This window comes from Paraburkholderia adhaesiva, assembly GCF_021390575.1.
Classification (GTDB): Bacteria; Pseudomonadota; Gammaproteobacteria; order Burkholderiales; family Burkholderiaceae; genus Paraburkholderia; species Paraburkholderia adhaesiva.
This window is the reverse complement of sequence record NZ_JAJEJQ010000002.1, coordinates 714,943-737,205: the sequence shown is the minus strand read 5'-3', so window position 1 is coordinate 737,205 and position 22,263 is coordinate 714,943. Positions and strand designations below refer to the sequence as shown.

Sequence of the window (22,263 nt, the reverse complement as noted above, 5' to 3'; positions counted from 1 at the left end):
TGCCGAACCCATTATCGAACTCAAGGTGGAGCGGGTCCGATAGATCGTCTGCGCCCCTTGCCGTAAAGCATCGACCAAAGGCAGCTGCACGTTTTCACACAGCCTCGATCCACAGCGGCCTTTGTGCGGCCGCTTTCGGATGCCAGTTCGGGGTCACACTCAGGCGGTCGCGGAGTTACATCGGAGCCGTGACTCAAGCGAATTGCTTGAGTCGGCATGCGTCCAGTTCGAGACGTTCGACCTGCGCGTAGAATTTGACCACAATCGGAGCTACTGTGACGTCGTGTGCCTGCCATCGGCAAGCACGACGCCGAACACGCCCAACTGAAGGCTCTGACGCAAGCCACCACGAACGCGGGCTATCCGTCTGAAACGCAACGGTGAAGCCAGGATGAGTGCCATCATTCTCGAATCCGTACTGACCTGCCCGCACTGCGGCTTTGATTCGAGTATCGAATCCGTACGCACAAGAGACGTCCGCATTTCGACGCTATCGACTGCCGGTGACCCGAGGAAAACTGGATGACATTGTCAGCGATATCACGCTGCAGACGGGCCCGATGACCGAATGGCAATACGCCGGTGGTGGACAGCCAGCGCCGCCTCGCCGCCGCTCGTGGCGTGAAAGAGTCCAAGCTGCTCGAACTCCTCTTCCTGCAGCGGCGTGATGGCGATATCCGTGTAGGCGTAACGTTCCGGTGCCTTCACGACTTCCCTGAGCATAGCCTCTGTCCTGAGGTAGAAGCGCAGATATTTTGTCACCTTGACAGCGGTCTCACTCCAGTAACGTGGATAGAAGCGAAGCGGCGATTCGAGCGGCAGCCCCCAACGGCGGTCACGGCGATGTTTCATCCGCAGTGCTCCCCCTTCGAGCGGATGCACGCCCTCGTGTTCGATCATCAGTCTGAACCAGGCGATTGTGCGCATGATCGTCTTCGGTCGGCCGTTCGGGATCTGCGCTGCCCGCTTGACGATCGTGCGGATGTGCTCGTACGAGTAGAACGCACTCCAGGCGCACCGATACGCCTCTTCCCATTCAGCGTCCGACATTTTCGGGTGGTGCGTGACCCGGTGGTTGGTGTCGTACTTGTTGATGTCCGGGTCCATCCATTCACCGTTTCTGACCATCGTCTGATGGTCCTCGGAGCCCGGAAGCGGGGTGAGCATGAAGAATTCGAGAATGTCGACTGGCAATTCACGCTTGATGATCTCGATGTCGAGCAGGATCGATTCTTTCGTGTCTGCCGGGAATCCGATGATATAGCCAGCGTAGGTAATCGCGCCGTGGGCGCGCCACTTCTGCAGCATGGCGCGGTATTCGGTGATCTTGTTCTGCCGCTTCTTCGCTGCGATCAGATTCTCGGGATTGATATTCTCAAGCCCGATGAACACGCGACGCACACCCGCGCGCGTTGCCTTCTCTATGAAGTTCGGAATCTTGTGACAGAGCGTGTCGACCTGGATCGTGAAGCCGCAGTAAATGCCTTGCTTTTCCCGAAGTTCGATGACGCGGTCGAGAAGGATTTCCCAGTCGTGGTTGCGGGCGAAATTATCATCCGTGACGAAGAACCGGTCGATGCCCTGCGTTGCGTTCTCGCGGATGATCTTCTCGAGATCGTCGGGGGTGCGAAAGCGACTCTTGTGCCCCTGCACGTTAATGATGGTACAAAACGAGCACTGATACGGGCAACCACGACCGAGGTCAACCGAGGTGTAGGTACCTGCCGTGCGTTCGATATGCTTGCGCGGCAGGAAGGGCTGGGGAGCACCTTCGAGCGAGGGCAACGTGTCCATGAAGTTATACAAGGGCTTCATTGAACCATTCCACACGTCGAGAAGGACTTCATCAAAACGCCGTTCCTCGGCCTCCCCTGCGAAGAGCGCTACACCCATTGCTTGCGCTTCCTTAAGCTCTGCGGGCATCTCGGGCAGCATGGAGATGCAGCCAGAAACGTGGAAGCCACCAATCGCAACCGGCAAGCCCGCGGTCCGGAACTGGCGGGCGAGGTCGAGTGCGCGCGGGTACTGGTTCGACTGGACACCGACGAGACCAATCATCGATCTCCCGCCCTTTGCCTTCAGGTCACGAATGATGCGCTCTGGCCATACCCGCTGGTTGGTTTCGTCGTATGTTTCGATCTCAACATGAACGCCAGGGCCCAGCAGCTTTCGCTTTCGCGCGTCATCAGCGAGCGCATACATACAAGCGAGTGTGTTGGAAGGCATGACCGAGCGGAGCCACTGGATCGGATAGCCGTCGTCGTCGTAGTGGGTCGGCTTGATGAGGACGAGAGAGAATCGGGAACTGTCAGGAATCGAGTACATCGTGTCCATGGTGTTCTCTGTACCCCTGTCTGGAAGTCACAAAACCGTAAAGGTCGTCCGTCTTCAGAAAACTGGAGATGGATCGTGAACTCGCAAGCAGTACAACACACCGCATCCTACCTGCCTCGCCCCCTGCTGTGTTTACAATTCCCCAGGCGCCAGGTTTCGAGGATTGGGATCCTGTTGGGGCCGACAAGAACCATGAGACGGCGGACTTCCTGGCGAGTTGCCGCGCCAATCGAGTACTCGGACCGCCCGATTTTCACCACGCGAACGGCCGTTGTGCCTTTTGAAACTGCCGTTGAGGGAACACCGGGTCGACCGGCGGCAACGGGTTGCGCCTATTGAGTGGCGCGAGCGCCCTCGACGACCGTCACACTCAGTCGTGGGGCGCTATGCGGCCAGAAGCGCCATTCGCGTTCGCCATTTCGCGGGTATTTGGGTGTCGGCTTTATCCACCCAGTCAGCCGTCCAGATAGAAGTGCCTTACGCAATTCTGGAGGCGTGTCCCGCGACGATTCGCCAGCGGGAACCGGACCATCTCCACAGTCGTGTGTATGCAAAAGCACCGTCGACCGGAATCGATCCAAAGGAGCCTGCAAGTGTGGCCTTCGTGGTTGTCAGGATCAACGCTCCGATACGATGGATTTGGGTTTCGTATAAATCCAGCTGGTCCAGACGAAGTAGCCTGTTGCGATGAACGGAGAGATCGTCGTCCTTCGAGAGGACCTGTCCATCAGGGCCGGTGAAAACAAGCTCATCATCCAGCAATCCGGTGAGAGCTTCGACATCGTTGGCAAGCATTGCTGCCCGGAGCGCTTCTTCACACTCCAGGATGTCCGTGACCTCATCCATATTCGATCCTCATTTCGCGAATACGTTGTTCACGTTGACAGCCAAAGCCGCCACGCTGCCATTTAGATGGAAGTTAAGTCTAGCGAAACCAGGGGTATCGCGAAAGCAATCGGTTTCTGATGGCCCGCGTTGTGAGGTGCGATCAGATTAGACATGCGAATGTCCGTCGCGCTCAAAACCTGCCACTGAATTCTCACAGGGTCAAAGGGCGAATCAAGGTCGGTTACCGCCGTTTCTGTCCCAATAGCCGCTCACGAGCCGATCTGCCCGTGACCGCCAGCTCGCGCGTCACCCCATACAGTTTTAACCCACCCCTCCCGCAATTCCCGTTTCATCACCTTGCCGATCGCACTACGTGGCAACGTATCGACCATAACGAGCTCGGAAATCCGCTGTGTCTTACCTAGTCGCTCGTTAGCCCACGCAAGCATTTCCGTCGCCGACCACGAAGCCCCTGCCTTCAGCATCACGAACCCCACCGGCGTCTCCCCCCACCGCTCCGAAGGCACACCGACCACCGCCACCTCGGCCACATCCGGGTGCTGCATCAGAACCTGCTCGAGATCGCTCGGATAGATATTGAAACCGCCCGAGATGATCATGTCCTTCTTGCGGTCCATCAGAATCAGAAAGCCGTCCTCGTCGAAGCGGCCGACATCGCCGGTACGGATAAACCGCTGCCCGTCGGGGCTGTACCACTCCGCTTCGGCGGTCTTGTCCGGTTGCCGGTAGTAGCCGGTCATCATCGCCGGCGAGCGCCCCACCACCTCGCCGATTTCGCCCGACGCCACCTCCTTGCCGTCCGGATCGATCAGGCGCATCTCGTGGCCCGGCATCGGCCGTCCGACCGTATGCAGCTTGTCCGGGAATTCGTCCGCACACAGCTCGCACGACGCGCCACCTTCGGTCATGCCGTAGTACTCGGTCAGCTTGCCAGGCCAGCGGCGCACTACATCGGCCTTGAGGCTGGCCGCAAACGGCGCGCTCGTGCAGAACTTGCCGACGAAGCTCGACAGGTCATGACGATCGAATTCGGGATGCGCGAGCAGGCGCTGATACTGCACCGGCACCAGCATGCTGTGAGTGGCGCGGTACCGCGCTGCGAGTTCGAGGTAAGCCGTCGCGTCGAATTTCGGCATCAACAGCACCGTGCCGCCGAGCGCCAGCGTCGGAAAAAAGCTGACCAGCGTGGTATTCGAATACAGCGGTGTCGAGATCAGCGTGACCGCCCCTGGGCCGTAGCCGCGCTCGAGGCTGCGCCGCGTATACGCAAAACGCATCGCATGCGACTGCACGATGCCCTTCGGCGTACCGGTCGTGCCGGACGAATAGATGATATTGAAGGCCCATTCGGGCCGGATTTCCACGCGGTGTGCAACTGCGCCCGGCGGCGCGAGCCAGGTGTCGTAACCATCAGGCGTGTCGAGCGCGATCATGCGGACTGGCGGCGGCGCTTTCGCCGCGGCCAGCAGTTCGCGCGCCTGTGCATCGACGAATGCGATACGCGCGCCGGCGTTGTCGATCATGCCGGCCAGCGCATCCGGGGACGATGACGGAGCCAACGGCGCCACAGCCACCCCGGCGCGCAACGCGCCGAGAAACACCACCGCATAGTCGATCGACCCCGCCGCGCAGATCGCAACCACGTCCGTTGGCTCGACGCCATCGCGCTGTAACGCGGCGGCAACCCGCTCGACCAGCGCATCGAATTCGGCATACGTCACGGTCCGCCCTTCACAGACCAGCGCCGCCTGTGCGCCTCGCGCAGTAGCACTCATGCGAATCAGGTCGGGCAGACTGACAAACGGTACTTCCGCAACGACAGACAGCAAATCCACGAATTACCCCTCCGGATGCACGATCACTTTGCCCTTGATCTGCCGGTTCGCCATGCGCGCAATGGCATCGGTGGCTTGCAGCAGCGACACGCGCTCGGTGATGGCCGGCGTCACCTTGCCCGCTGCGAACCATTCGCCGAGCAAACGCATATTCTCCTTGTGCTGAGCCGGATCGCGACGCATCGCGTCGCCCCAGAACACGCCGAGGATGTCGCGCTCCTTCAGGAGCGCGAGATTCATCGCGATGCGCGGGATCTCGCCATTCGCGAAACCGACGATCAGAAAGCGTCCGCGCCAGGCGGTCGCGCGCAGTGCGGCTTCGGTATATTTGCCGCCGACCGGGTCATAGACCACGTCGGCGCCTCGGCCACCAGTCAGTTCATCGACGCGGCGGCGCAGATCCTCGGTCGCATAGTTAATGGTTTCGTCAGCACCGGCTTCCCGGCACAGCGCGAGCTTGTCGTCGGTTGAGGCGGCGGCAATCACGCGCGCGCCGAGCGCCTTGGCGATCTCGATTGCCGCCAGCCCGACACCGCCCGCGGCGCCGAGCACCAGCAGCGTCTCTCCGGCCCGCAGTTGCGCGCGCTGTTTGAGCGCGTGCAGCGAAGTGCCGTACGCCAGTACGAACGCGGCGCCCGCATCGAAATCCATGCCGGCCGGCAGCGCAGTCAGGCGCTCCACGTTGGCCAGACACTGCTGCGCAAAGGCGCCGAACCCGGTCGAGGCAATCACAGCATCGCCGACCTTCCAGCCCTGCACGCCCTCGCCCAGCGCGTCGATCACGCCGGCCAGCTCCGCGCCCGGCGAGAAGGGCAGTTCAGGCTTCATCTGATACAACCCCTGCACGATCAGCGCATCGGGGAAATTCAGCGACGCCGATTTAACGCGTACGCGCACCTGTCCCGCGGCGGGTTCGGGCGCGGGTACTTCATCGACCTTCAGCGTCTCGATCGGCCCGAACGCGGTGCATAGCAGTGCCTTCATGCTTGGGTGTCTCCCGAGGCTGCATTTTTTGCGGCGTCCTGCTCCTGCAGCACGCGCCACATGATCTTGCCCGTGCCGGACTTGGGCAGCGCCGTCACGAACTCGATCACGCGCGGTGCCTTGTACGCAGCCATGTTTTCGTGCGCCCAGGCCTGGATGCTCTCGGCAGTGACGCCCGCCGCCTGCTTCGGATCCAGCACCACGCAGGCCTTGACCGTCTCGCCGCGATGCGCGTCGCGCGTGCCGATCACGCACACTTCCTGGATCGCCGGATGCCGGTACATCATGGCCTCGACCTCGGCTGGCCACACCTTGTAACCGGACGCGTTGATCATGCGTTTAAGTCGGTCCGAGATGAAGAAATAGCCGTCCTCGTCCACGTGACCGAGATCGCCGGTGCGCAGGAACCGCTTGCCGTCGATCTCGACAAAGGCGTTGCGCGTCGCCTCCGGATTGCCCCAGTAGCCCTGCATGAGCTGCGCACCATGCATGATGATCTCGCCCGACTGCCCTTGCGGCACCGGCTCAAGGGTTTCCGGATCGACCACCCGCGCATCGACGCCGAAGATCGGAATCCCCAGGCACTGCGCCTTGGGACGGTCGGGCGGGTTGATATGCGTGGCCGCGATGGTTTCCGACATGCCGTACCCCTCGACATACTCGATGCCGAGCTTGTCACGGAGTTTCTTGACGATCGCATCGGGCATCGCCGCGCCGCCGCCGCGCATCCAGCGCAGGCTCGAGAGATCGTATTCGTCGAGTTTCGGATTCGACAGGAAATCAACCACCATGGTCGAGATCGACTGCCACCCGCTCACGCGATAGTGCTCGATCGCACGCGCGGCTGCGTCGCGGTCCCAGCGCGGCAGCACCACCACGGTGGCGGCGCTGTAGATCGCGCTGTTCATGCCGCCCTGCATGCCGGTCACGTGAAACAGCGGCAGCACGGATAGCGAAACCGACTCCGGCATGCCACCAAACCAGTGAACACCGCCGATCGCCGTGCACATCACGCTACGGTGCGTATGCATGCAGCCCTTGGTCTTGCCCGTCGTGCCGGAGGTGTACGGAATCACGCAGAGGTCGTCGGGCCCGGCCGTGAGTGGCCCGGGCACGAGTCGCGCGTCGAGCACATCGGCCCAATGTTCGACACCAGGACCCTCGACCGAGCGCGGCGCGCTCACGAAATCGGGCGGCGTAATACTGGTCGGCTGCTTCACGTAGTCGCTATACGTGATCGTCACCAGATGCCTGAGCCGGTCGTCCGCCTCGCCGACCAGCGGCGCAATGCGCGGATACAGCTCTTGCGCAACGAACGCCGTGCGCGCGCCGCTGTCCTCGACATAGTGCTGCAGTTCGTCGGTCATGTTCATCGGATTGACCGGCACCACCACCGCATTCGCTCGCAGGATGCCGTAGTAGGCGATCATCCATTGCGGGCTGTTCTGCGCGTACAGCAGCACACGGTCACCGGCCTTCACGCCGCAGCGCTGCTGCAGATAGCCGGCGATACGCTCTGCCTCGTCCCTGAACTGCGAGAACGTGACAGTCGTGCCGTAAAACAGAATGAACGGTTTGTGCGGAAAGCGCGTGGCCGATACTTCCGCGTTATAGAACAGGTTCGTCTCCGGCAGCGTAATCTGCTCGGGTAGATTCGATGGCCAGAAAGGCGACTGAGCGACAGACATAGGTGGATTCCGTCCTTCGTCAAGCATTAAGGGCTACAGGTAGGCGGCGAGTTCCATCTTCGCGATCGCGTTGCGGTGGACCTCGTCGGGACCGTCCGCGAGTCGCAACGTGCGCGCATTGGCGTAGGCGTGTGCCAGACCGAAATCGTCGCTGACACCGCCGCCGCCATGCATCTGGATCGCCCAGTCGATCACCTGGCACGCCATTGCCGGCGCCGCCACCTTGATCATGGCGATTTCCTTGCGCGCTTCCTTGTTGCCGAGCGTGTCCATTTTCCAGGCGGCATGCAGCACGAGGAAACGCGCCTGGTCGATCATGATGCGGGCCTCGGCGATGCGCTCGCGCGTCACGCCCTGCTCGGAGAGCTTTCGGCCGAATGCACCACGCGACGAAGCGCGGCGGCACATTGCCTCGAGCGCGCGTTCTGCACGGCCGATCACGCGCATGCAGTGGTGAATCCGGCCCGGCCCGAGGCGGCCCTGCGCGATTTCGAAGCCACGCCCCTCGCCGAGCAGCGTATTACTGACCGGCACGCGCACATTCTCGAACAGCACCTCGGCGTGGCCGTGCGGTGCATCGTCGTAGCCGAACACCGGCAGATGACGCAGCACCGTGATTCCCGGGGTATCCATCGGCACCAGGATCATCGACTGGCGGCGATGCGGATCGGCATGATCGGGCGACGTCTTGCCCATGAAGATCAGGATCTTGCAGCGCGGATCGTTGGCGCCCGAGGTCCACCATTTGCGTGCATTGATCACGAAGTGGTCACCGTCGCGCTCGATACGGGCGGCAATATTCGTGGCATCCGACGACGCCACCCCAGGCTCCGTCATCGCGAAAGCGGAGCGAATCGTACCGTCGAGCAGCGGCAGCAGCCATTGCTTCTGCTGCTCCTCGCTGCCGTAGCGCACCAGCGTTTCCATATTGCCGGTGTCGGGCGCTGAACAGTTGAACGGCTCCGAGCCAATCATCGAGCGGCCCATGATCTCGCAGAGCGGTGCGTATTCGAGGTTGGTGAGCCCCGCGCCGTACTGCGATTCCGGCAGGAACAGGTTCCACAGGCCCGCGGCCTTCGCCTTTTCCTTGAGCGACTCCATCACGGGTGTCGGCTGCCAGGGATTGCCGGCCTTGCGCGCCGCGTCCATCTCGGCCTTGAACTTCGCTTCCGCCGGATACACATGCGCGTCCATGAATTCGATCAGGCGCTTCTGCAGACTCTTTACCTTGTCCGAGTATTCGAAATTCATTGCTATTTTCCTTCGCTGTATGGGCAGGAGATAGCGATGCCGGTCCGTGGTTATCGTGTGCCGCTCGGTGCGCCGTTCAGCGCGCCGCGTCGATTTGCTGTGCGAGTTCCCAAGCCTGCTCGGCCAGCGGCCGTGTTCGCTTCCCGACCTCGAGCGCCATCGTGCTCGATGCGTTCCCTTGCAGCGCGCGCGCGTACACACCTTGCAGAATGCCGACCAGCCGGAACATGTTGAAGACCAGGTAGTACCACCAGTCCGTCTCCGAAACTGACTCGATCGACGAATACAACACGCGCTGCCGGTAACGTTCGAAATAAGCCCGTTCGTCCGGTATGCCGAGCGATTTCAGATCCATGCCCGCCATACCTCTCCCCTGATGCGTTGCTATGCGCCAGGCCATGCAGTGGTACGCGAAATCGGCTAACGGATGCCCGATTGTCGACAGTTCCCAGTCCAGCACCGCAAGAATCCGCGGCTCGGTCGGATGGAAAATCACGTTGTCGAGACGGTAGTCGCCGTGCACGATGCGGCTCTCGTCGTCGGCCGGAATATGCTTCGGCAGCCATTCGATCAGGCAATCGGCGGCTTCGATCCGCTCGGTCTCCGACGCGCGGTACTGTTTGGTCCAGCGGTCAACCTGGCGTCCGATATAGTTGCCGTGTTTGCCGTAGTCGTCGAGACCGACCGCAGCCGGATCGACCGAATGCAGCGCCGCAATCACGCGGTTCATCTCGTCGTAGATCGCCCCGCGCTCGCGGTTCGCAAGTCCCGGCAGTCCGGCGTCCCAGAAGATCCGCCCTTCGACGTACTCCATGATATAAAACGCCGTACCGACCACATCGACGTCCTCGCACAGCGCATAGGTGCGCGCCACCGGCACGTCCGTCCCCGCCAGTGCGCTGATCACGCGGTACTCGCGCTCGACCGCATGCGCCGAGGGCAGCAGCACGCCCGGCGGCTTGCGGCGCATCACGTAGCGCTGGCCGCCAGCTTCGAGCAGGAAGGTCGGATTCGACTGCCCGCCCTTGAACTGCTCGACCTGTAGCTCCCCCGAAAAGCCGTCGACGCGCGCGCGCATGAAGTCGCGCATCCGCCCGACATCGAATGCATGAGCTTCGGCGACCGGGCGGGTGCCGCTGAAGCTGCTTTGCACGTCTTCGCTCATGTTGCCGACGCCCCGCCGTCGATGGCCAGATACTGGCCGGTCACGTGGCGCGATGCCTCGCTCGCGAAATACACGAGCGCGCCCTTGAGATCCTCGTCGCCACCGAGCCGTTGCAGCGGCGTGCGCGAGATCACCTGTTCGCCGATCGAATCAAGCAGGCCCGCCGACATCTTCGACGGGAAGAAACCCGGGCAGATCGCGTTCACGTTGATGCCGTAATGGCCCCACTCCGTCGCCAGCGCGCGCGTGAAATTGATCATCGCCGCCTTCGAGGTGTTGTACGCGATCGTGTTCACACCGCGCCCCATGCCCTTGAGGCCTGCAACCGACGCGATATTCACGATCTTGCCGCTCCTGCGCGGAATCATGCTGCGTCGGCCGATCTCGCGAGTCAGGAAGAACGGTGCGTTGATATTGAGGTTCATCACCTTGTTCCAGGCCTCGTCCGGATACGACTCGGCAGGCGCGCCCCAGGTGGCACCGGCATTGTTCACGAGGATGTCGATATGCCCGTGCGCGGCCAGTACTTCATCGACCAGCGCCGGAATGCCGTCGAATTTCTGCAGGTCGTTGACGACCGTGATCGCTTCAATGCCACGGATTTTCAGATGCGCCTTAGCCTCCGCCAGCTCGTCGGCCTTGCGCGCCGAGAGTGCAACCTTGCACCCCATCTCGCCGAGCGCCTCAGCCATCTTCAGCCCGAGACCGCGCGAGCCGCCCGTCACGAGCGCAACACGTCCATCGAGTTGAAAAAGTTCTTTCACTGACATGGCATCCTCGTTGATATCAGCAGACTTCGAACAGGCCAGCGGCGCCCTGACCGCCACCGATGCACATCGTGACCACTACATACTTGACGCCGCGCCGCTTGCCCTCGATCAGCGCGTGGCCGACCAGACGCGAACCCGTCACCCCGTACGGGTGGCCGACCGCGATCGCTCCGCCGCTCACGTTCAGACAATCATCAGGAATCCCTAACTTATCGCGGCAATACAGCACCTGCACCGCGAAGGCCTCGTTCAATTCCCACAGGCCGATGTCGTCCATCTTCACACCGGTACGCTCAAGCAGGCGCGGGATCGCATACACCGGGCCGATGCCCATCTCGTCCGGCTCGCAGCCGGCGATCGCGAAGCCGCGGAAGATGCCGAGCGGTTGCAGTCCGCGCTGCTCCGCCAGCTTGCTGCTCATCACCACACAGGCCGAAGCGCCGTCCGAGAACTGGCTCGCGTTACCCGCCGTGATCACACCGCCGGGCAGCGCCGAACGGATCTTCGAAACAGCTTCGAGCGTCGTGTCGGCGCGGATGCCTTCGTCGGCCGAAATGGTCACTTCCCGGGTCGTGAGGCGACCGGTCGCCTTGTCGGCCACTGCCATGGTGGTCGTCATCGGCACGATCTCATCGTTGAACCTGCCGGCGGCCTGCGCAGCTGCCGCGCGTAGCTGGCTGCGCACACCGTATTCGTCCTGCGCTTCCTTGGAGATGTTGTAGCGCTTCGCTACCGTCTCGGCGGTCTGCAGCATGCTCCAGTACAGCTCGGGCTTGTGTTCGACCAGCCATGGGTCGAGCCGCATATACCGGTTCGTTTCGTTCTGCACACACGAGATGCTCTCGACGCCACCCGCGACGATCGCCGGCGCGCCTTCCAGAATCACGCGCTGCGCCGCCATCGCGATGCTCTGCAGTCCAGACGAACAGAAGCGGTTGACGGTCACGCCGCCGGTCGTCACCGGCAGCCCCGCGCGCAGCGCAATCGCGCGCGCGACGTTGCCTCCGGTGGTGCCTTCGCTGAGCGAGCCGCCCATGATCACGTCCTCGATCTCGGCCGGATCGAGGCCTGAGCGCGCCACCGCGTGCTGCACGGCATGCGCGCCGAGCGTCGCACCGTAGGTCATGTTGAAGGCACCCTTCCAGCTCTTGGCCAGGCCGGTACGCGCGGTGGAAACAATCACTGCGTCAATCATGTCGATATCCCGTCAGTTGAAAGTGCTGCCTTCTTCGGCCAGTTTCACGAGCAGCGGCGCGGGTTGCCACCAGGCATCGGCGCCCGGCTCCGCCGCAAAGCGCTTGAGCGCGCGCACCACGTTGGCGAGACCGACGGTATCCGCATACAGCATCGGACCGCCGCGATGACGCGGGAAGCCGTAGCCCGACAGGTACACCACGTCGATATCGGAGGCCCGCGCGGCAATGCCGTCCTCGAGAATCCGCGCGCCTTCGTTGACCAGCGCGTACATGCACCGCTCGACGATCTCCTCGTCGCTGATCTTGCGCGGAGTGATGCCGGCATCCCGGCGGAACTGCTCGATGATGGTCTCGACCACCGGATCGGGAATCGCATCGCGCTTGCCCGCTTCGTAGCGATACCAGCCCGCCCCCGTCTTCTGCCCGAAGCGGCCCGCCTCGCAGATCGCATCGGCCGCCACGCGCGGCACGGCACCCGGGTGCTCGGCCGCCCGGCGCTTGCGGCCGGCCCAGCCGATATCGAGACCTGCCAGATCGCCGACGCGGAACGGCCCCATCGCCAACCCGAAACGCTGAAGCGCGCCGTCGATCTGCTGCGGCAGAGCGCCCTGCATCAGCAGCAGGTTCGCGGCGGCGCCGTAGCGCGCCAGCATGCGGTTGCCGATAAAGCCATCGCAGACACCGGCCACCACTGCGGTCTTGCGAATTCTCTTCGCCAGATTCATACACGTCGCCAGCACGTCCGGTGCCGTCTGCCGCCCGCGCACAATCTCGAGCAGCTTCATGACGTTTGCGGGACTGAAGAAGTGCAGACCGATTACGTCCTTCGGCCGCTTCGTGAACGAGGCGATCTCATTGAGGTCCAGCGCCGAGGTGTTCGACGCGAGGATGGCGCCGGCCTTCGCGACTTCGTCGAGACGCGTGAACACATCACGCTTGACGTTGATTTCCTCGAACACAGCCTCGATCACCAGATCGACCTGCGACAGCGCCGCGTAATCGAGCGTCGGCGTGATGCGCGCGAGGCGCTCTTCGAGCTGCTCCTGTGTGAGCTTGCCCTTCTTCATCGTGGTCTCGTAGTTGCGGCGGATTGTGGCGAAACCGCGATCAAGCGCTTCGTGACTGGTTTCGAGCAGCACAACGGGGACACCGGCATCGACGAAGGCCATCGTGATACCACCGCCCATGGTGCCGGCGCCGACCACGCCGACCGTGCCGATCTCACGCAACGGTGTGTCGGCAGGCACGTCGGGCAATTTAGTGGCGGCCCGCTCGGCCGTAAAGATATGACGCAGCGCGCGCGATTCAGGCGATGCCAGCAGGCTCGCGAACAGTTCCCGCTCGAGCCGCAGGCCTTCGTCGAACGGCTTGCCGACCGAGTTCGCGACGGCTTCCACACACTTTAGCGGCGCCGGGAAGGATTTCGATGCGGCCGCCACATTCACACGCGCGAACTGCAGGAACGGTTCGGCATGCGGGTCCTTGATCTTGATGTCGCGTGCGCGCCTGGCCGGACGCTTGTCGGCCACCGCCTGCCGGGCAAACGCGACAGCGGTGTCCACCACATTCGACTCGACCAGTTCGTCCACCAGCGTCGTGCCGGCGAACTGCTTCGCTGGCACCCGCTGTCCCGACACGATCATGTTCAACGCAGTCTCGATGCCCACGAGACGCGGCAGACGCTGCGTGCCGCCCGCGCCGGGCAGCAGACCGAGCGTGACCTCCGGCAGACCGAGTTGAGCATCGCGCCGCGCCACGCGGAAATGACAGCCCAGCGCAAGTTCCAGCCCGCCGCCCAACGCATTGCCCGCGATCGCAGCCACCACCGGCTTGTGTGACTCCTCGAGCGCGCGAATCACCGCAGGCAGATTCGGAGCACTCGACGATTTCGGCGTGCCGAACTCACGAACATCCGCGCCAGCACTGAAGTTCTGCTCGCCGCCCGTCAGCACGATTGCTTCGATCTGCGGATCGTCGAGCGCGCGATCGAGCTGCGCGAGGATCGCGGTACGCAAGGCCAACCCCAGTCCGTTGACTGGAGGATGGTTCATCGTGATTACAGCAATGGAACCGCGTTGTGCGTACTCGGCAGCGCTATTCATCGACATGGAAGCCCCTTCGGAAAAGTGAGCGATGTCGCAATGCGCAATCCCGATAAGCCCGTCGGATACTGCAGTGGGCCGTGAATTCTGCATTGCAGACACAACAACCGCATAGCAGGATGCTATCGCACGAAAACGGGCAGGCAAAGCGCGTGCTGGCTGGTGAAAACCCCTACAGCGGATCTAACGAGGTGATTTCCAAAGGAAAACGCAGAAAAACGACTTCTCTGCCGATGTGTTTTCGATCAACGATTCTGCATTGCAGATTATCATTCCAAAAACAACACCACGGATGACCGATATGGGCGACTCTACGATCGTTGACCGGCGTGATCTCGAATTCCAGCTCTTCGAACTTTTCGACGCCGGGTCGCTGACGCAGCGACCCCGCTTCGCCGAGCACAACCGTGAAACCTTCATGGCTGCGCTCGACGCTGCACAGGCGATCGCGGAGGAGAAGTTCGCGCCGCACAACCGGGCCAGCGACGACCACGAGCCGCAATTCGACGGCCAGCGCGTCTCGATCATCCCGGCCGTTCGCGAAGCGCTGCAGGCGTACTGCGCCGCGGGCATGCTGGCGGCTGGCAAAGACTACGACGCTGGCGGCATGCAGTTGCCCGCACTCGTCGGGCATGCGGTCCACTCGCTCTTCAAAAGCGCGAACATTGCGACCAGTTCCTATGTCGGTCTGACTATCGGCAACGCGAACGTCATCGAACGTTTCGGCTCGCCATCGCAAAAGCGCAAGTATCTGCAGGCACTGCTAACAGGACGCTTCTTCGGGACCATGGCGCTGACCGAACCGCAGGCCGGTTCGAGCCTCGCCGACCTGACCACACGCGCCGTGCCGCGCCCCGACGGCACCTATGCGCTCACCGGCAACAAGATCTTCATTTCCGGCGGCGATCACGAACTGAGCGAGAACATCGTCCATCTGGTGCTCGCGCGCATTCCGGGCGGGCCACCCGGCGTCAAGGGCATATCGCTGTTCACGGTGCCGAAATATCACGTCAACGACGACGGCTCACTGGGAGCGCGCAACGATGTCGCGCTGGCCGGACTGATCCACAAGATGGGCTGGCGCGGCACGACCTCGACCATGCTGTCGTTCGGCGAGCGTGGCGAATGTATCGGCGAACTGGTCGGCGAACCGCACCACGGCCTCGCCTATATGTTCCAGATGATGAACGAGGCCCGTATCGGCGTGGGTATGGGTGCGGCGATGCTCGGGTATCGCGGCTATCTCGCCTCATTGCGCTACGCCCGCGAACGCGCGCAGGGCCGTCTGCCCGGTGAAAAACGACCCGATGCGCCGCAGGTACCGCTGATCGAACACGCGGATATCCGCCGCATGCTGCTCGCGCAGAAGGCTTATGTCGAAGGCGGTTACGCGCTATGCCTGTACGCCGCGCGCCTCGTCGACGAACAGCACACAGCGGACTCGGACAGCGCGCGCAACGAAGCCGGGCTGCTGCTCGACCTGCTGACTCCGGTCGTCAAATCGTGGCCGTCACAGTGGTGCCTCGAAGCGAACAGCCTCGCGATCCAGATTCACGGTGGCTACGGCTTTACGCGCGAATATCCGGTCGAGCAGTTCTACCGCGACAACCGGCTGAACATGATCCACGAAGGCACGCATGGCATCCAGGGGCTCGACCTGCTCGGCCGCAAGGTGATGATGCACGACGGCATGGCGCTCACGCTGCTAACGCGCGAAATCGACGCAACCGTGAAAGACGCCCGCCACGACGCGAACGTCACCGCCGAAGCTGAGGCGCTCGCCCACGCCTGGCGCGAGATCGAAACCACGGTCGCGACGCTGCGCCCGGTGCTCGCCGGGCAGACTGCACGGGTGCTGTCACAGGCCAACGCCTTCCTCGAAGTGTTCGGGCATGCGACGGTTGCGTGGCTGTGGCTGCGCCAGGGGCTTGCGGCCTCGCGCGCACTGGCCAACCTGCCGAATGCGGCCGACGAAGCGTTCTATCGCGGCAAGCTGCACACCTGCCGCTGGTTCTTCAGGCACGAGTTGCCACGCATGCAGACGCACCACGCCCTGCTGCGCAGCCTCGACGATACGGTATTGACGATGTCGCCCGACTGGTTCTGACGAGCACACGATGACAGCCGACACCCTTAGCATCCTGCCGGAAACCGACTGCCCGACCCGAACGGCGCCAGTTCCGCCCGGCTATATGAATCTCGAAAGCGGCGGCGCGTATTTCCGCGCGCTCGGACCGCTCTATCAACGCCGCGCCGAAGACGGCAGCATCGTCATCGCACTGCGCGTGAACGAGGATCACGCCAACGTGATCGGCGTGGCGCACGGCGGCATGCTGCTGACATTCGCAGATAGCGCGATGGGGCTCAATCTGCATGTGTCGGCTAGCGGCGAACGGATAAAACAGTCGGCCGTGACCACCACCTTGTCGAGTGAATTCCTGTCTGCTGCGCAAATGGGAGATTGGCTTGAAGCGCACACGCGAATTCGGCGGCGCGGCAAGCGCATGATGTTCGTCGATTGCACGCTGAAGGTAGGCGAACGTGAAGTGTTGCATGCAAGCGGCACGTTTTTGACGATCTGATTTCACACCCAAGTGAAAAGGGCCGCGTCGATGCGGCCCGTTAAGGATCATAAATAACGTTGGTGCTCAGCGGTCTTTCAAGGTGTCTTCGAGCTGCGCGATCACGCGCATCAACCTCGGCCTGATTTCCTCGAGCAAAAATTCCTTTGACAAACTGAACGACGGACCGCCAACGTTGATCGCCATCACCGGCAAGCCGCCGCCGGGCTGGAACGCCCGGGCGATGCCATTCACGTCGGCTTGCCAGTCGCCGAACGAGCAGGTGACGTTGAGCGTGCGATAGTCTTCGATACCGCGCTCGATACCGCGCTTGATTCCGGGCCACGCTACGTCATCGAGTTCGCGGATCTGCTCCATGACGTCCGTGCGTTCGCGCTCCGCGACGGCGGCGAGCCAGGCGCGACCGATCGCCGAGGTCGCGAGCGGAATCCTCGAACCGACGTCGAGCGTCAGCGCCAGCGCGGACGAACTGCGGCAACTCTCGATATAGAGCATGGACAGACGGTCGCGCACACCCAGCGACACTGTGGCTTGCGAAAAATCGGCCAGCTCCTGCATCATCGGCCGGGCGATCTTGCGCACGTCGAGGCGCGCCAGCATCGAGCTTCCGAGCGCGAGGCACGCGGTACCGAGGCGATAGCGGCCGGTGTCCTCGAGATGGATCAGATAGCCGAGTTTCGTCAGCGTCATCGTCAAACGTGAGACCGTCGAACGCGGCAGCTTGCAGCGATGTGCGATTTCCTGATTGGTAAGCGCCGTATCGCCCCCGCGAAAACAGGCCAGCACTTCGAGCCCGCGCGCGAGCGCCGTCACGAAGTGACGGTCCTCTTTGTGCACGGGCGTGCTGTTTTTTTTCTTCTCGGTATCTACCATAGATCGCAAAATAAAATGTCGCCCATATCAGGCGTTTTTCGTAATTCAGCACATCGTCAGCACCGCCCCAGTCGGGCGACGAATGTCCAAAATCCGGACTCGCATAGAAAGTGTATACCGGAACCCCGATCACGCGAGCCGTATACCAAAATTGTATTCTGCATTGCAGATTCTTTGTTGGCTGTCCATTTTAGACTTCAGGCTGAGGACTGACCCAGGAATCCGCGTGCGCGAGTACGAGGTGGTCAGTTGCAGCGACTGCTTTGAGATCCTTAAGCCGATGTTCGCGAATATGCGCGAAGGTCCTGTCGCGCGCGTTCCACGGAAGCAGCAACTTTCCGCGCATTGATCGGATCGGCGTAACGCCGCACGACTGGGGGTCCCGAGAGACGGGTATGAAAAGCCAACTCGCAACGGTCGGCTCTTCGTTTCCGACCATTCCAGCGCACTGTTTCACCTGGTCGAGGACGCAAACACCGCAAGCCAAAGGCAACGCTACAATTGCGAGATAGTTGTCGCGGCGGATGGATCGGCGCTATTCGATCTGCACTGAACGCGATACCGGCGACCCGCGACTTTGACACGACAAGTCGCGCGCCTGGCGGCTGCGCTCGCTGAAGCACTCAAAGCGGCGCAACACGCCCCTATAACAATTAACCCGGACCAACGATGACCAAGAAGAACTTGATGCTGCATCTGCTGCTATCGCTGACGACGCTTCCTGCATTCTCGGCGGAGTGCGGCTCAATGGATTCCGCAAAGCTCGCGCGCATGAACCCGGCTGCGCTGACGCGCTACTACGGTCAACTTGGAGAAATCAAGAACGCGTGGCTGGTCAATTCGGGAATGAGTCAGCCAGATTGGTATGCGCAGGCACAGAAATGTGACCGGGAGGCTGACAGGGTTCAGCAGGTCGCGATAAAGAAAAACATGGATCTTTTCCAGCTTGAGACGTCCGGTAGGCATACCGGTCTGCTCGGAACGGATTCGGCTGCGGGCGCACATCAGCCGTGATACTAGAGACGAGCGCTGTAACGAGAACAATCAACTCGTGTCGTAAACGACATTAATTGATGACCTCCAACTTGAAAATTAAAACGCCACGAAAGCCTTGTGGCGGAAAGCAGCCGGAGTCGAACCGACCTGGGAACGGCTGACGTCCCCAACTGGATTTGAAGTCCAGCCGTACCACCGGATACGAATGCCTTCCTGCGTCAACGAGAACACGCCCAGACCAGCGGCGCAACACTCAAAGTACTTCGTTTAACCGACTATCCACACGAAGCAGGTGCTGGTCGCGCTGAAAGCGAGTATATCCAACGCGATCAAAGAACTCCAGGATCTGGATCGCGCGTTTGCGTCCGAGTCCTGTCATGTCGCGAAACGCGGCGGCGCCCACCGTGCCGTCGTGCGCCTGCGCAATCTGCGCGACAAGCCGTGCAAGTTCATACACCACCGCGCGATCGTAGAACAGATCGCGTACAACCTGATACAACTCCCCTAGACGAGAAAGTTTGCGCAACAACGCACGCACTTTCTCCTCGGGTTGCCGCGTCTCGCGTGCGAGGTCGCGCACCCACGGCGGATCGTAGCGTCCTTGCACGATCAACGGCCGCAACAACGCCGCCAGCGCTTCCTCATCGGCGTCGAGCCGCACAGCGTGCGAAGGCGAATGCAACCATGGCCCGCTACGCGCAATGCGCCCCTCCTCCACGAGCGAATCGACAACCGCGCGCCACACCGAATCGCTCGCGAGCGGCGCTGCAATGCGACGCAAACGCGCCGCGTCCGGACCCTGCTCATCGGGCATGCGTGCGTGGAATTCGGCCAGCGTTTCGGTCACGCGCGCCGCGATCTGCTCCCAATGATGGCGTGCCATGACCACGCCATCGTCGGCGCGCCCCTGCGACGCGATTTCGACAGCGTCGGCGGGCAGCGTGAGCCCATCCACAGCGTAGCCGGTCAGTTGCGCCAGCGCCGATCTGGCGATACCGCGCGGCGCTTGCGCGATCAGTGGCTCGATACGCCCTTCATCGATCCAAACGCGCAGCGCATCCAGCCACGCAAACCGCTCTGCCGTGCGCCGACGCCGCGCGGGTGCGAACGGATCGAGTACGCGCCCGCCGCCCACCGTGCGCGTCGCCTGTGCGTTGCGCACGATAAAGCGATCGCCCGGTAATGCGTGGATCGGCGCGTCGAATACGAGTTGCACGCGCGAGCGTTCGCCCGGCGCGAGCGTCTCGCCTTCGAGCAGCACGGCGTTCGCCACGCGATGCGTCGTGCCGAGGTGAACATGCAGCGGAGACCAGTGACGCAGCGTGACGTCCGCATCGTCGAGCAACGTCAGTTCGACGTCGAGCCGCATCGAAGGCGCCGAGAGCCTCGCATCGACGATCCAGTCGCCGCGCGCAATCTGGTCCTTGTCGACGCCCGCAAGATTCAGCGCACAGCGCTGCCCGGCACGGCCGGAGTCTGCCGCACGATTTTGCGCGTGAATGCTGCGCACGCGCACCGGCAAACCTGCTGGCGCGAGCAGCACTGAATCACCAGTCCGGACGCAGCCCGAAAACACGGTGCCGGTCACGACTGTGCCCTGCCCCGTCAACGTGAACACGCGATCCACTGCAAGCCGGAACAACCCATCATCGCGCCGTCCCTGCCACGCCATCGCACGCTCGCGCAAATACGCATCGAGTCTCGCAACGCCCTGGTCACCGGATTGCGTGGCGTTCGTCTCGAAGCACGGCATGTCCGCGAACGACGCCGCCGCGAGCCACGCAGCGATCTCCGCCCGCACTTCAGCCAGTCGCGCCACATCCACGCGATCCGTTTTCGTCAATGCAACCGCGCCCGCGTTCACACCCAGCAATCGCAGGATCGCGAGATGCTCACGCGTTTGCGGCATCACGCCATCGTCGGCGGCAATCACGAGCAGTGCGAAGTCGATGCCGCACGCACCCGCGGCCATCGTATGAACGAGTTTCTCGTGACCCGGCACGTCAATGAAGCCAAGTACATCGCCATTCGACAGCGGCGCGTAGGCATAGCCGAGTTCGATCGAAATGCCGCGCGCCTTTTCTTCCTTGAGCCGGTCGGTATCGACTCCGGTCAGCGCGCGAACCAGCGTGGTCTTGCCATGATCGATATGGCCTGCCGTACCGATGATCACAGGCGCAGCTCCGCGAGTTGCGCAATGAAGGCCGCTTCGTCCGCAGCTTCCACGCAGCGCAGATCGAGCCGTAATGCGTCGTCGGCGATGCGTCCGATCACGGGGCGTGGCAGCGCCCGCAATGCACGTTCGAGCTTCATTAGCGCGCGGCCGCTGCCGCCCTTGCCTGCGTGACGCACGACGAGTCCGCTGCTCGGCAACACGTCGACGGGCAATGCGCCGCTGCCGATCTGGCTGAACATCGGTTCGACGCCAACCGTATACGCATCGCCCAGCGCGCGCTGCAGCACCGGCGACGCACGTGTCGCGGCCTCGTGCATCTGCGTGGCGGGACGTGCCAGCAGACGCAGCGTCGTGAGCCGTTCACCGAGAAATTCCGGAGCCTGGTAGAGCTTCAGCACCGGCTCCAGCGCAGCAAGCGTGAGTTTGCCCACGCGCAGTGCGCGCTTGAGAGGATGCTTCTTGATCCTGGCGATCAATTCCTTGCGGCCCACGATCAGTCCAGCCTGCGGCCCGCCGAGCAGCTTGTCGCCGCTGAAGGTCACGAGGTCTGCACCGGCCTCGATGGTCGCGCGCACCGTGGGCTCGGCGGGTAGCCCCCATTGCGTGAGATCGGTCAGCGTACCGCTGCCAAGATCCACGGCGACCGGCAAGCCGTGCGCGCGAGCCATCGGCACAAGCTCATCGACTTCGACGCTCTTCGTGAAGCCGCTGATCGCATAGTTGCTGCAGTGGACCTTCATCAGCAGCGCCGTGCGCGCATTGATAGCTGCTTCGTAGTCCTTTGGATGCGTCCGGTTTGTCGTGCCTATTTCACGCAGCCTCGCGCCCGCGCGGGCCATGATGTCCGGAATACGGAACGCGCCGCCGATCTCGATCAGTTCGCCGCGCGACACAACCACTTCTTTGCGCGTGGCGAGTGCGGAAAGCGAGAGCAGCACGGCCGCTGCGTTGTTGTTCACGACCGTCGCGGCCTCTGCGCCGGTTAGCTCGCAGATCAGGTCGTCAATCAGATCGTCGCGATCGCCGCGCTTTCCCGTTGCGAGATCGAACTCCAGATTCACGGGTTGCGTGAGCGCCTGCACCACCGCCCGCACGGCATCGTCGGGCAATATCGCGCGGCCGAGGTTCGTATGGAGCACGGTACCGGTCAGGTTGAACACGGGACGCAGACGGTTTTGTGCTTGCGCGTCCAGAAGACGCGCGACGTCATCGAGAACGCGCTCGGGCGCGAACTGTCCGGTGTCGTCCGCGGCGATGTCCAGCGTGCCTGCCTGCGTTCCCCGCCGCCACCCGTCGAGTGTCGCGCGAATGGCCGCCAGCACCCGCGTACGCCCATACAGCGCAATCAGCGGTTGCGCCGGCGCAGAGGCAATCACGCGCTCGACCGACGGCATCTTCGCGAGCAGTGCGTTCAACGCCTCCGAGTCCCGCGCTGCCTCATGTCCCACGGTTTCGCTCATCG

At 62.6% G+C, this 22,263-nt stretch carries 16 protein-coding genes and 1 tRNA gene; 3 read left to right on the top strand and 14 right to left on the bottom strand.

What is annotated here, in order from left to right; genetic code table 11:
- Nucleotides 1–540: 540 nt before the first annotated feature.
- The 10 genes from L0U80_RS18855 to L0U80_RS18810 form a co-directional block, all read right to left on the bottom strand.
- Nucleotides 541–2,334 carry a B12-binding domain-containing radical SAM protein gene (locus tag L0U80_RS18855; protein ID WP_233868327.1) on the bottom strand — a complete coding sequence of 598 codons (1,794 nt, stop codon included), beginning with the start codon at nt 2,332–2,334 and terminating at the stop codon, nt 541–543.
- Between the two features lie 477 nt (nt 2,335–2,811).
- Nucleotides 2,812–3,180 carry a nuclear transport factor 2 family protein gene (locus L0U80_RS18850; RefSeq protein WP_233868325.1) on the bottom strand — a complete coding sequence of 123 codons (369 nt, stop codon included), beginning with the start codon at nt 3,178–3,180 and terminating at the stop codon, nt 2,812–2,814.
- Between the two features lie 251 nt (nt 3,181–3,431).
- Nucleotides 3,432–4,958 (bottom strand): class I adenylate-forming enzyme family protein, encoded by a 1,527-nt coding sequence (locus tag L0U80_RS18845; protein WP_233871431.1) that lies wholly within the window; start codon nt 4,956–4,958, stop codon nt 3,432–3,434.
- Between the two features lie 63 nt (nt 4,959–5,021).
- Entirely contained in the window at nt 5,022–6,002 is a 981-nt protein-coding gene (locus L0U80_RS18840) for an NADPH:quinone oxidoreductase family protein (protein ID WP_233868322.1), read from the bottom strand.
- Nucleotides 5,999–7,690: a long-chain fatty acid--CoA ligase gene (locus tag L0U80_RS18835; RefSeq protein WP_233868319.1), complete on the bottom strand. Its 1,692-nt coding sequence runs from the start codon at nt 7,688–7,690 to the stop codon at nt 5,999–6,001. The genes L0U80_RS18840 and L0U80_RS18835 overlap by 4 nt, the downstream gene beginning before the upstream one ends.
- A gap of 33 nt (nt 7,691–7,723) precedes the next feature.
- On the bottom strand, nt 7,724–8,941 hold the full coding sequence (locus L0U80_RS18830; protein WP_233868316.1) for an acyl-CoA dehydrogenase family protein: 1,218 nt from the start codon (nt 8,939–8,941) through the stop codon (nt 7,724–7,726).
- Between the two features lie 76 nt (nt 8,942–9,017).
- Nucleotides 9,018–10,106 carry a phosphotransferase gene (locus tag L0U80_RS18825; RefSeq protein WP_233868313.1) on the bottom strand — a complete coding sequence of 363 codons (1,089 nt, stop codon included), beginning with the start codon at nt 10,104–10,106 and terminating at the stop codon, nt 9,018–9,020.
- Nucleotides 10,103–10,876: an SDR family oxidoreductase gene (locus tag L0U80_RS18820; RefSeq protein WP_233868310.1), complete on the bottom strand. Its 774-nt coding sequence runs from the start codon at nt 10,874–10,876 to the stop codon at nt 10,103–10,105. Before L0U80_RS18820 ends, L0U80_RS18825 begins: the two co-directional genes overlap by 4 nt.
- 16 nt (nt 10,877–10,892) lie before the next feature.
- Nucleotides 10,893–12,071 (bottom strand): acetyl-CoA C-acyltransferase, encoded by a 1,179-nt coding sequence (locus tag L0U80_RS18815; protein WP_233868307.1) that lies wholly within the window; start codon nt 12,069–12,071, stop codon nt 10,893–10,895.
- A 12-nt stretch (nt 12,072–12,083) separates the two neighbouring features.
- A complete protein-coding gene (locus L0U80_RS18810) occupies nt 12,084–14,174 on the bottom strand; it encodes a 3-hydroxyacyl-CoA dehydrogenase NAD-binding domain-containing protein (protein ID WP_233871428.1) in 2,091 nt (696 codons plus the stop codon).
- 301 nt (nt 14,175–14,475) lie between these two features.
- Between L0U80_RS18810 and L0U80_RS18805 the strand changes: the two genes are divergently transcribed.
- Together L0U80_RS18805 and L0U80_RS18800 are read left to right on the top strand one after the other, a co-directional pair.
- A complete protein-coding gene (locus tag L0U80_RS18805; RefSeq protein ID WP_233868304.1) occupies nt 14,476–16,281 on the top strand; it encodes an acyl-CoA dehydrogenase in 1,806 nt (601 codons plus the stop codon).
- A 10-nt stretch (nt 16,282–16,291) separates the two neighbouring features.
- Nucleotides 16,292–16,756, top strand: a complete 465-nt coding sequence (locus tag L0U80_RS18800; RefSeq protein WP_233868301.1) for a PaaI family thioesterase — start codon at nt 16,292–16,294, stop codon at nt 16,754–16,756.
- Between the two features lie 66 nt (nt 16,757–16,822).
- Here the strand turns inward: L0U80_RS18800 and L0U80_RS18795 are convergent, their stop codons facing one another.
- Entirely contained in the window at nt 16,823–17,629 is an 807-nt protein-coding gene (locus L0U80_RS18795) for an IclR family transcriptional regulator (protein ID WP_233868298.1), read from the bottom strand.
- 669 nt (nt 17,630–18,298) lie between these two features.
- Here L0U80_RS18795 and L0U80_RS18790 point away from each other — a divergent pair.
- Complete coding sequence (locus L0U80_RS18790) at nt 18,299–18,643, top strand: hypothetical protein (RefSeq protein ID WP_233868295.1); 345 nt, start codon at nt 18,299–18,301, stop codon at nt 18,641–18,643.
- A 100-nt stretch (nt 18,644–18,743) separates the two neighbouring features.
- Here the strand turns inward: L0U80_RS18790 and L0U80_RS18785 are convergent.
- The 3 genes from L0U80_RS18785 to selA all read right to left on the bottom strand — a co-directional run bounded on the left by L0U80_RS18785 (nt 18,744) and on the right by selA (nt 22,261).
- Nucleotides 18,744–18,839 (bottom strand) — tRNA-Sec (locus L0U80_RS18785).
- 39 nt (nt 18,840–18,878) lie between these two features.
- Entirely contained in the window at nt 18,879–20,798 is a 1,920-nt protein-coding gene (selB, locus tag L0U80_RS18780) for a selenocysteine-specific translation elongation factor (protein ID WP_233868292.1), read from the bottom strand.
- The gene (selA, locus tag L0U80_RS18775) at nt 20,795–22,261 is read right to left on the bottom strand and encodes an L-seryl-tRNA(Sec) selenium transferase (RefSeq protein WP_233868289.1); all 1,467 of its coding nucleotides are present in this window, start codon (nt 22,259–22,261) and stop codon (nt 20,795–20,797) included. The genes selB and selA overlap by 4 nt, the downstream gene beginning before the upstream one ends.
- Between the last annotated feature and the right edge of the window lie 2 nt (nt 22,262–22,263).

Excerpts from the sequence above, each read along its gene's own strand:
- L0U80_RS18855 (WP_233868327.1), bottom strand. The coding sequence starts at position 2,334 with ATGGACACGATGTACTCGATTCCTGACAGTTCCCGATTCTCTCTCGTC.
- L0U80_RS18850 (WP_233868325.1), bottom strand. The coding sequence starts at position 3,180 with ATGGATGAGGTCACGGACATCCTGGAGTGTGAAGAAGCGCTCCGGGCA.
- L0U80_RS18845 (WP_233871431.1), bottom strand. The coding sequence starts at position 4,958 with ATGAGTGCTACTGCGCGAGGCGCACAGGCGGCGCTGGTCTGTGAAGGG.
- L0U80_RS18840 (WP_233868322.1), bottom strand. The coding sequence starts at position 6,002 with ATGAAGGCACTGCTATGCACCGCGTTCGGGCCGATCGAGACGCTGAAG.
- L0U80_RS18835 (WP_233868319.1), bottom strand. The coding sequence starts at position 7,690 with ATGTCTGTCGCTCAGTCGCCTTTCTGGCCATCGAATCTACCCGAGCAG.
- L0U80_RS18830 (WP_233868316.1), bottom strand. The coding sequence starts at position 8,941 with ATGAATTTCGAATACTCGGACAAGGTAAAGAGTCTGCAGAAGCGCCTG.
- L0U80_RS18825 (WP_233868313.1), bottom strand. The coding sequence starts at position 10,106 with ATGAGCGAAGACGTGCAAAGCAGCTTCAGCGGCACCCGCCCGGTCGCC.
- L0U80_RS18820 (WP_233868310.1), bottom strand. The coding sequence starts at position 10,876 with ATGTCAGTGAAAGAACTTTTTCAACTCGATGGACGTGTTGCGCTCGTG.
- L0U80_RS18815 (WP_233868307.1), bottom strand. The coding sequence starts at position 12,071 with ATGATTGACGCAGTGATTGTTTCCACCGCGCGTACCGGCCTGGCCAAG.
- L0U80_RS18810 (WP_233871428.1), bottom strand. The coding sequence starts at position 14,174 with ATGAATAGCGCTGCCGAGTACGCACAACGCGGTTCCATTGCTGTAATC.
- L0U80_RS18805 (WP_233868304.1), top strand. The coding sequence starts at position 14,476 with ATGGGCGACTCTACGATCGTTGACCGGCGTGATCTCGAATTCCAGCTC.
- L0U80_RS18800 (WP_233868301.1), top strand. The coding sequence starts at position 16,292 with ATGACAGCCGACACCCTTAGCATCCTGCCGGAAACCGACTGCCCGACC.
- L0U80_RS18795 (WP_233868298.1), bottom strand. The coding sequence starts at position 17,629 with ATGGTAGATACCGAGAAGAAAAAAAACAGCACGCCCGTGCACAAAGAG.
- L0U80_RS18790 (WP_233868295.1), top strand. The coding sequence starts at position 18,299 with ATGACCAAGAAGAACTTGATGCTGCATCTGCTGCTATCGCTGACGACG.
- selA (WP_233868289.1), bottom strand. The coding sequence starts at position 22,261 with ATGAGCGAAACCGTGGGACATGAGGCAGCGCGGGACTCGGAGGCGTTG.